Genomic DNA, 656 nt, shown 5'->3' on the forward strand with positions numbered 1-656 from the left:
CTTATGTTTCTTCAAATTATCAAAGGGTAGAAACGAAAACGGCAACCGGACTTCTTAAAATAGAAGCACTTGCCCCGATTATAGGGTCTTGTTCTGGTTTTGGTGGCTTGTTAGCAGGCAATGGACCGGTGCAATGGGCATTAGCAGGCATCATGGTTTTAGCGGCTGTAACGGGCATAGTGATTGTCGCCAAGCGGTTTCGGGAGCAACGCTTATGATTTTTTGGCTAAAGAAATATTCTCTTATGTTTACAGCGGCTTTAGCCGTTTTTTTTATGGCTTTAGCCAAGGCATTTCACCTTGGCAAGCAAAGCGAACGGCAAAAGCAAACAGAGAATGCTTTAAAGACAGCAACAACGCGGCTTGAGGTGGAAAATGAAGTTAATCAAAAAAGTGATGCTGGTGTGCGCTCTGAACTTTCTCGTTGGGTGCGCGGCAAATAGGTCTGTTTCTTGTGGTGGCTGGTTGCCCATTTATTTAGATAATAAGGATGTTGCGGTCATCAGTTCCAACCTTGCAAGAGATATTTTGAAGCATAACAAGCAGGGAGCCCATTTATGTGGTTGGAAAGATGGTCAAGAAACGAAGCAGCAAAGATAAAGATCTTACAGAAAAAGAACAACAGCTTCTTCACGAGATGATAGAGACCTATCAAGG

Annotated in this window: 1 protein-coding gene and 1 pseudogene; both read left to right on the forward strand. The window is 43.3% G+C overall.

What is annotated here, in order from left to right; translation table 11 throughout:
• Positions 1-218 (forward strand): annotated as a pseudogene (locus ACFIJP_RS09515) (lysozyme); the annotation flags it as partial.
• Positions 215-442 carry a hypothetical protein gene (locus ACFIJP_RS09520; RefSeq protein ID WP_012754703.1) on the forward strand — a complete coding sequence of 76 codons (228 nt, stop codon included), beginning with the start codon at positions 215-217 and terminating at the stop codon, positions 440-442. The pseudogene ACFIJP_RS09515 and the gene ACFIJP_RS09520, both read left to right, overlap by 4 nt.
• Positions 443-656 lie beyond the last annotated feature (214 nt).

This window comes from Bartonella sp. MU37NMGALS (assembly GCF_042194015.1).
Lineage (GTDB): Bacteria > Pseudomonadota > Alphaproteobacteria > Rhizobiales > Rhizobiaceae > Bartonella > Bartonella grahamii.

What these genes read in the sequence shown, in the direction of transcription:
- ACFIJP_RS09520 (WP_012754703.1), top strand. Translation starts at nt 215, where the DNA reads ATGATTTTTTGGCTAAAGAAATATTCTCTTATGTTTACAGCGGCTTTA.